Raw genomic sequence first — 8,440 nt, forward strand, 5'->3', positions numbered from 1 at the left:
TCCGCTGCCGGGTGTTACCCCGACAGCAGTGACCTGTTTGAGCGAGAATTACTCGTCTTCCAGTTCGATGTTGATACCCAGCGAACGAATCTCTTTCAACAGTACGTTGAAGGATTCCGGCATGCCCGGTTCCATCTGATGGTTGCCGTCCACGATGTTCTTATACATCTTAGTACGACCATTCACGTCATCAGACTTAACGGTGAGCATTTCCTGCAGGGTGTATGCCGCGCCGTATGCTTCCAGCGCCCACACTTCCATCTCCCCGAAGCGCTGACCACCGAACTGCGCCTTACCACCCAGCGGCTGCTGAGTAACCAGGCTGTAGGAACCGGTGGAACGAGCATGCATCTTGTCGTCGACCAGGTGGTTCAGTTTCAGCATGTACATGTAACCTACGGTTACCGGACGCTCGAACTGTTCACCCGTACGGCCGTCGAACAGCGTGATCTGACCGGAAGTCGGCAGGTCACCCAGTTTCAGCAGCTCTTTAATTTCCGCTTCTTTCGCACCGTCGAACACCGGCGTTGCGATTGGCATACCTTTGCGCAGGTTTTCAGCCAGACGCAGAACTTCTTCATCGCTGAAGGTATTCAGGTCAACTTTCTGACGAACGTCAGCGCCCAGATCGTACGCACGCTGGATGAATTCGCGCAGTTTCGCGACTTCCTGCTGCTGTTTCAGCATGGCGTTAATCTTGTCGCCGATACCTTTCGCAGCCATACCCAGGTGGGTTTCCAGGATCTGACCGATGTTCATACGAGACGGTACGCCCAGCGGGTTCAGTACGATGTCTACCGGCGTACCGTTTTCATCGTAAGGCATATCTTCGATCGGGTTGATCTTAGAAATTACACCCTTGTTACCGTGACGACCTGCCATCTTATCACCAGGCTGGATCCGACGTTTAACCGCCAGATAGACCTTAACGATCTTCAGCACGCCCGGTGCCAGATCGTCGCCCTGGGTGATTTTACGGCGTTTCGCTTCGAGTTTTTTCTCGAACTCGTGTTTCAGTTCGTCATACTGCTCAGCCAGCTGTTCCAGCTGATTTTGTTTCTCTTCGTCGGTCAGGCCCAGCTCCAGCCAGCGGTCACGCGGCAGTTTGTCGAGCTTCTCAGCTTCAACGCCACCGGAAACCAGCACTGCGTGGATACGGCTAAACAGGCCCGCTTCGAGGATCTGCAGTTCTTCAGACAGGTCTTTCTTCGCCTGCTTGAGCTGCATTTCTTCGATTTCCAGCGCGCGCTTGTCTTTTTCTACGCCATCGCGGGTAAAGACCTGAACGTCGATAACCGTACCGGAAACACCGTTTGGTACGCGCAGAGAAGAGTCTTTCACATCAGACGCTTTCTCACCGAAGATCGCGCGCAGCAGTTTCTCTTCTGGCGTCAGTTGGGTTTCACCTTTCGGCGTGACCTTACCTACCAGAATGTCGCCGCCGGTCACTTCCGCACCGATATAAACGATACCGGATTCATCCAGTTTGGAGAGCGCAGCTTCACCCACGTTCGGGATGTCAGCGGTGATCTCTTCCGGCCCCAGCTTGGTGTCACGGGACACACACGCCAGTTCCTGAATGTGGATGGTGGTGAAACGGTCTTCCTGGACAACACGCTCGGACACGAGGATGGAGTCTTCGAAGTTGTAGCCGTTCCACGGCATGAACGCTACGCGCATGTTCTGACCGAGCGCCAGTTCACCGAGGTCGGTGGACGGACCGTCTGCCAGCACGTCGCCGCGCTCAACCGGCTCACCCAGGGAAACACACGGCATCTGGTTGATACAGGTGTTCTGGTTAGAGCGGGTGTATTTGGTCAGGTTGTAGATGTCGATACCCGCTTCGCCCGGATACATCTCGTCTTCGTTAACTTTGATAACGATACGGGAGGCATCCACGTACTGAACGGTACCGCCACGCTTAGCAACGGCAGTCACACCGGAGTCAACGGCAACAGCACGTTCCATACCGGTACCAACCAGCGGCTTATCTGCACGCAGAGTCGGAACGGCCTGACGTTGCATGTTCGCACCCATCAATGCACGGTTGGCGTCATCGTGTTCCAGGAACGGGATCAGGGACGCACCGACGGATACCACCTGCTGGGTGGATACGTCCATGTAGTCAACCTGGTCGCGGCTGAACAAGCTGGATTCGCCTTTGCTACGGCAGGTCACCAGATCTTCTACGAAGTGGCCGTCTTCATCCAGGTTGGAGTTCGCCTGAGCGATAACGAAGTTGCCTTCTTCAATAGCAGACAGGTAATGAATTTCATCGGTTACCACGCCATCAACCACGCGACGATACGGCGTCTCAAGGAAGCCATATTCGTTCGTCTGCGCGTACACGGACAGGGAGTTGATCAGACCGATGTTTGGACCTTCAGGCGTTTCGATTGGACATACGCGACCGTAGTGGGTCGGGTGTACGTCTCGAACTTCGAAGCCTGCGCGTTCACGGGTCAGACCACCCGGGCCGAGTGCGGAGATACGACGCTTGTGCGTGATCTCAGACAGCGGGTTGTTCTGGTCCATAAACTGAGACAGCTGGCTGGAGCCGAAGAACTCTTTCACTGCCGCAGAAATCGGTTTGGCGTTGATCATATCCTGAGGCATCAGGGTATCGAGATCGCCCAGAGACAGACGCTCTTTCACCGCACGCTCTACACGCACCAGGCCAACGCGGAACTGGTTTTCCGCCATTTCGCCTACGGAACGGATACGGCGGTTGCCGAGGTGGTCGATATCATCGACTTCGCCTTTACCGTTACGGATATCGATGAGCTTCTTCATCACTTCGATGATATCGTCTTTGCTCAGGATACCGGAACCTTCGATTTCATCACGCAGCAGAGAACGGTTGAACTTCATGCGACCGACCGCAGACAGATCATAACGGTCTTCGGAGAAGAACAGGTTCTCGAACAGGCTTTCCGCTGCTTCACGTGTCGGCGGCTCACCCGGGCGCATCATGCGGTAGATTTCTACCAGCGCGCTCAGACGATCGTTGGTCGGGTCGACGCGTACCGTTTCAGAAATGTACGGGCCGTGATCCAGATCGTTGGTAAACAGCGTTTCGATACGTTTGTGGCCAGACTGGCTCAGCTTAGCCAGCAGATCCAGGCTCAGCTCCATGTTCGCCGGGCAGATCAGCTCGCCAGTAGATTCATCAACGTAATCTTTCGAGGCTACTTTTCCTGCAATATATTCAACCGGAACTTCGATATGTTTGATATCGTCTTTTTCCAGCTGACGAATATGACGTGCAGTAATGCGGCGGCCTTTTTCAACGTAGATTTTACCGTTCGCTTCGATATCGAAGGAGGCGGTTTCACCACGCAGGCGTTCCGGTACAAGCTCCATCTGCAGCTTGTTGTCGCGGATCTCAAAGACGACTTTTTCGAAGAACAGGTCCAGGATCTGCTCTGTGGTGTAGTTCAACGCACGCAGAATGATAGTCGCAGGCAGTTTACGGCGACGGTCGATACGGACGAACAGGTTGTCCTTCGGATCGAATTCGAAATCCAGCCAGGAACCACGGTAAGGAATGATACGCGCGTTATACAGTACTTTACCGGAAGAGTGTGTTTTACCTTTATCGCTGTCGAAGAAGACGCCCGGGCTACGATGCAGCTGGGAAACGATAACACGCTCTGTACCGTTGATAACGAAAGTACCGTTGTCTGTCATGAGTGGAATTTCACCCATGTAGACTTCTTGTTCTTTAATGTCTTTTACGGTGCCTTCCGGCGCTTCGCGCTCGTAGATCACCAGACGCAGTTTTACGCGCAGCGGTGCGGAATAGGTCACGCCACGGATCTGACATTCCTGAACGTCAAACACCGGTTCGCCAAGGCGGTAGCTGACGTATTGCAGCTCGGAATTACCGCTGTAGCTCTGAATCGGGAACACGGAACGGAATGCAGCTTCCAGACCATACTGCCCTTCAGGATCTTGCTCGATAAACTTCTGAAACGAGTCAAGCTGGATAGAAAGGAGATAAGGCACATCCAGAACTTGTGGACGTTTACCAAAATCCTTACGAATACGTTTTTTCTCGGTATAGGAGTAAACCATAGGGTTCCTCAGCTCGCTGACAAGTCGACCCATCTGTCCTGCACAGGGACAGTTTGTGCAACACTATTTTGTTGACCGGAAAATGGATACTTTCCGCAATGCCTGTTGCTATCACGCTTAAACCATTTCATTGCGATTTACACAGAACGGGCGTTCTGTCGCAGTATATTAAGTCGTCGATAGAAACAAGCATTGAAAGGCACAGCAGTAGTCAAACAGTGTGAAACGCTACTGGCGCCTTACAGCGCAAAAAGGCTGGTGACCAAAAAGTCACCAGCCATCAGCCTAATCGCTTAGGCTGCAACCGGAAGGGTTGGCTTATTTAACTTCAACTTCAGCGCCAGCTTCTTCCAGAGATTTTTTCAGTGCTTCAGCGTCATCTTTGCTCACGCCTTCTTTCAGAGCGGCCGGAGCAGATTCTACCAGGTCTTTAGCTTCTTTCAGACCCAGGCCAGTTGCGCCACGTACTGCTTTGATAACAGCAACTTTGTTAGCGCCAGCAGCTTTCAGAATTACGTCGAATTCAGTTTTTTCTTCAGCAGCTTCAACCGGGCCAGCAGCTACAGCTACAGCAGCAGCAGCGGAAACACCGAATTTTTCTTCCATTGCAGAGATCAGTTCTACAACGTCCATTACGGACATAGCGGATACTGCTTCAATGATTTGATCTTTAGTGATAGACATTTAAATTGTTCCTGAATATCAGAATAAGTTTATACGTAAGCGGATGTTTTATAAAGATAACGGCGATTAAGCCGCTTCTTTCGCATCGCGTACAGCAGCCAGAGTACGAACCAGTTTGCCAGCCGAAGCTTCTTTCATGGTTGCCATCAGGCGTGCAATTGCTTCTTCGTAGGTCGGCAGAGTTGCCAGGCGGTCGATCTGAGACGCCGGGATCAGCTCACCTTCAAAGGCAGCGGCTTTGACCTCAAATTTTGCATTCGCTTTCGCGAACTCTTTGAACAGACGAGCAGCAGCGCCCGGGTGTTCCATAGAGTATGCAATCAGGGTCGGACCAACAAACGTGTCTTTCAGGCACTCGAACGGAGAACCTTCAACAGCACGGCGCAGCAGGGTGTTACGAACAACACGCATGTAAACGCCAGCTTCACGACCTGCTTTACGCAGTTCAGTCATTTTATCTACAGTTACGCCACGGGAATCCGCAACTACTGCAGACAGCGCGCCTTTGGCTACTTCGCTGACTTCAGCAACAATCGCTTGTTTGTCTTGAAGATTTAAAGCCATTAGCTTTGCTCCTGGATGTTTGCCGGAACTCATGTTCCGGAACTCACTTCACTCTTCCCAACGGAGAGAGCGTCTTAATACGGTGAGCAGAAACAAGCCAGAATATCCAAAAATAATCTTAGCGTTCTGTCACCGTCTACGCAGGGCATTAAGTTTCTTACGAAACACCTGCGGTCTTCGACGGAGGCCTGGATAGGCCAGGCTCCAACGAACAAATTCTTTCTATTCTTCGCTATTCTGTCTGTGGCGGCGTTAGCTTCCTTCGCTCACACCAGTCACAGAGTTCGCTATGCTCCTGGCGATTCGCTCAGTTGCTGCCTTGCCACAAACTGAATATCTCGAATATAAATCTGCTATTTGCAGAATCGTGGGGGTAGAATTGTAGACAAAACCACCGCCCACGTAAAGCTAATCTTAGTTCGCAGATGCGCTCAGACCAGCCTGATCAACGGCAACACCAGCACCCATGGTGGTGGAGATGCTAACTTTCTTGATGTACACGCCTTTCGCCTGAGACGGTTTTGCTTTTTTCAGCGCAACCAGCAGAGCTTCCAGGTTTTCTTTCAGTTTGTCAGCGTCAAAGTCCACTTTACCGATGGTGGTGTGGATGATGCCGTTTTTGTCGTTACGGTAACGAACCTGACCCGCTTTCGCGTTTTTAACCGCTTCAGCAACGTTCGGGGTTACAGTACCCACTTTCGGGTTTGGCATCAGGCCACGCGGACCCAGTACCTGGCCCAGCTGGCCAACAACGCGCATTGCATCCGGAGAAGCAATAACAACGTCAAAGTTCATTTCGCCTTTCTTGATCTGTTCAGCCAGATCTTCCATACCTACCAGTTCAGCGCCAGCAGCTTTAGCAGCTTCAGCGTTTGCGCCCTGGGTAAATACGGCTACGCGAACGGAACGGCCAGTACCGTGCGGCAGTACAGTCGCGCCACGTACGTTCTGGTCAGATTTACGCGCATCGATACCGAGGTTAACGGCAACGTCTACGCTTTCTACGAACTTAGCGGTAGCCAGTTCTTTCAGCAGAGAGATAGCTTCGTTGATGTCGTACTGTTTGGTCGCATCAACTTTCTCACGGATCACACGCATGCGCTTGGTCAGTTTAGCCATTTCTTAGTCCTCCACTACCAGGCCCATGGAACGTGCAGTACCTTCGATGGAGCGAGTCATCGCTTCAATGTCGGCACCAGTCATGTCGGCAGCTTTGGTCTGCGCGATTTCCTGCAGCTGAGCGCGGGAAATTTTACCCACTTTGTCTTTGTTCGGCTTACCAGAACCAGACTTAATGCCAGCCGCTTTCTTCAGCAGAACGGCTGCCGGCGGAGTCTTGGTAATGAAAGTGAAAGAACGGTCAGCGTAAACGGTGATAACAACCGGAATCGGCAGACCTTTTTCGATGGAATCTGTTTTTGCGTTGAACGCTTTGCAGAATTCCATGATGTTAACGCCCTGCTGACCCAGTGCTGGACCAACCGGCGGACTCGGGTTTGCCATACCAGCTGCAACCTGCAGCTTGACATAGGCTTGTACTTTCTTAGCCATTCTAAATTCCTCGAATTGGGTGATAGCGCCTCAGGAAGGCTCCCCGTGAATAAAATCGTTTTACGGGCCAGGCCCATAAAAACAAAAGGCGCGAAATTGTATTCCAATCTCGCGCCTTGTGCAACGATTAAATCGTCGCTTTTTTGATCGCTGCTTAGGCTTTTTCTACCTGGGCAAAGTCCAGTTCTACCGGGGTCGCACGACCGAAGATAGAAACAGAGACTTTCAGGCGGGACTTCTCGTAATCCACTTCTTCGACCACGCCGTTAAAGTCAGCGAACGGACCATCGTTAACACGAACCATTTCACCCGGCTCAAACAGCGTTTTCGGACGCGGCTTATCCCCCACCTGCTGCAGGCGGTTCATGATCGCATCAACTTCTTTATCGCTGATTGGCGCAGGACGGTCGGAAGTACCACCGATAAAGCCCATCACACGCGGTACGCTACGTACTAAGTGCCAGCTCGCGTCATTCATGACCATCTGTACCAATACGTAACCCGGGAAGAATTTGCGCTCGCTCTTACGACGCTGACCGCCACGGATTTCGACCACTTCTTCGGTCGGCACCATGACTTCGCCAAACAACTCTTCCATATTGTGTAATTTGATATGCTCGCGCAGCGACGTTGCTACGCGGCCTTCAAAACCGGAAAACGCCTGAACGACGTACCAGCGCTTTTTAGGAGCTTCAGACATCTCAGAACCTCAGGCCAGTGATAAAGGAAACCAGGCGAACCAGAATACCATCCAGTCCCCACAGGATCAGTGACATTACCGCGGTAACCGCAGCCACAATCAGCGTGGTGTGCAATGTTTCCTGGCGAGTCGGCCAAATGACCTTACGTACTTCCGTACGCGCTTCGCGGGCAAAAGCAACCGTTGCTTTACCTTTTGTCGTCAACAGCGCGACACCACCCGCTGCAGCAATCAGAATTACTACGGCCAGCGCACGCAGCGGCAGCATCATGTCACGATAAAGATAGTTGCCGACAATTGCCACGAGCAGCAACGCCACGACGACGATCCACTTCATCGCTTCCAGGCCGCGCCCGCTCCCTTGAGCTTCGGTATTCGCACTCATAAACCAACCTGTCAGAAGAATTCTACAAATAATTTCACCCCGCGAATGCGAGGCTAACCTATCAACCTTGTACCGAAATACGCGTTAGCACTTCGGTTTAACGCCCTCTACAGAGCCTGTCTCAGCAATGATTATGACAAATAAAATCACTGATGAGCCAGGTTCTGGTTCGAAAGCGTGCAAAAAGGGCATCAAATGATGCCCTTTTATTGCGCATTGCGTCAAATGTTATCAGCAATTAGCCGAGAACTTTAGCAACCACGCCCGCACCTACAGTACGGCCGCCTTCACGGATTGCGAAACGCAGACCGTCGTCCATCGCGATCGGGTGGATCAGGGTAACAACCATTTTGATGTTGTCGCCCGGCATTACCATCTCTACGCCTTCCGGCAGTTCGATGGTGCCAGTCACGTCAGTTGTACGGAAGTAGAACTGCGGACGGTAGCCTTTGAAGAACGGAGTATGACGGCCGCCTTCG

Annotated in this window: 8 protein-coding genes; all 8 read right to left on the reverse strand. The window is 52.1% G+C overall.

Annotation, left to right across the window (positions count from 1 at the left end):
* Positions 1 to 48: 48 nt before the first annotated feature.
* Complete coding sequence (gene rpoB, locus CSE01S_RS21490; RefSeq protein WP_042293034.1) at positions 49 to 4,077, reverse strand: DNA-directed RNA polymerase subunit beta; 4,029 nt, start codon at positions 4,075 to 4,077, stop codon at positions 49 to 51.
* Positions 4,078 to 4,395: 318 nt separating this feature from the next.
* Positions 4,396 to 4,761 (reverse strand): 50S ribosomal protein L7/L12, encoded by a 366-nt coding sequence (rplL, locus tag CSE01S_RS21495; RefSeq protein WP_012133812.1) that lies wholly within the window; start codon positions 4,759 to 4,761, stop codon positions 4,396 to 4,398.
* 66 nt (positions 4,762 to 4,827) lie between these two features.
* A complete protein-coding gene (gene rplJ, locus CSE01S_RS21500; protein ID WP_042293041.1) occupies positions 4,828 to 5,325 on the reverse strand; it encodes a 50S ribosomal protein L10 in 498 nt (165 codons plus the stop codon).
* A gap of 414 nt (positions 5,326 to 5,739) precedes the next feature.
* Positions 5,740 to 6,444, reverse strand: coding sequence for a 50S ribosomal protein L1 (gene rplA / locus CSE01S_RS21505; protein ID WP_001096690.1), 705 nt, complete (start codon positions 6,442 to 6,444; stop codon positions 5,740 to 5,742).
* A 3-nt stretch (positions 6,445 to 6,447) separates the two neighbouring features.
* Positions 6,448 to 6,876, reverse strand: coding sequence for a 50S ribosomal protein L11 (gene rplK / locus CSE01S_RS21510; protein WP_012133815.1), 429 nt, complete (start codon positions 6,874 to 6,876; stop codon positions 6,448 to 6,450).
* 154 nt (positions 6,877 to 7,030) lie between these two features.
* Entirely contained in the window at positions 7,031 to 7,576 is a 546-nt protein-coding gene (nusG, locus tag CSE01S_RS21515; RefSeq protein WP_003862341.1) for a transcription termination/antitermination protein NusG, read from the reverse strand.
* A gap of 1 nt (position 7,577) precedes the next feature.
* On the reverse strand, positions 7,578 to 7,961 hold the full coding sequence (secE, locus tag CSE01S_RS21520) for a preprotein translocase subunit SecE (RefSeq protein WP_042293049.1): 384 nt from the start codon (positions 7,959 to 7,961) through the stop codon (positions 7,578 to 7,580).
* Positions 7,962 to 8,199: 238 nt separating this feature from the next.
* Positions 8,200 to 8,440 (reverse strand): EF-Tu C-terminal domain-related protein (locus tag CSE01S_RS21525; RefSeq protein ID WP_000341402.1); only part of this gene is annotated, 241 nt, incomplete at its 5' end.

It is taken from the genome of Citrobacter sedlakii NBRC 105722 (genome assembly GCF_000759835.1).
GTDB classification, from domain to species: Bacteria; Pseudomonadota; Gammaproteobacteria; order Enterobacterales; family Enterobacteriaceae; genus Citrobacter_A; species Citrobacter_A sedlakii.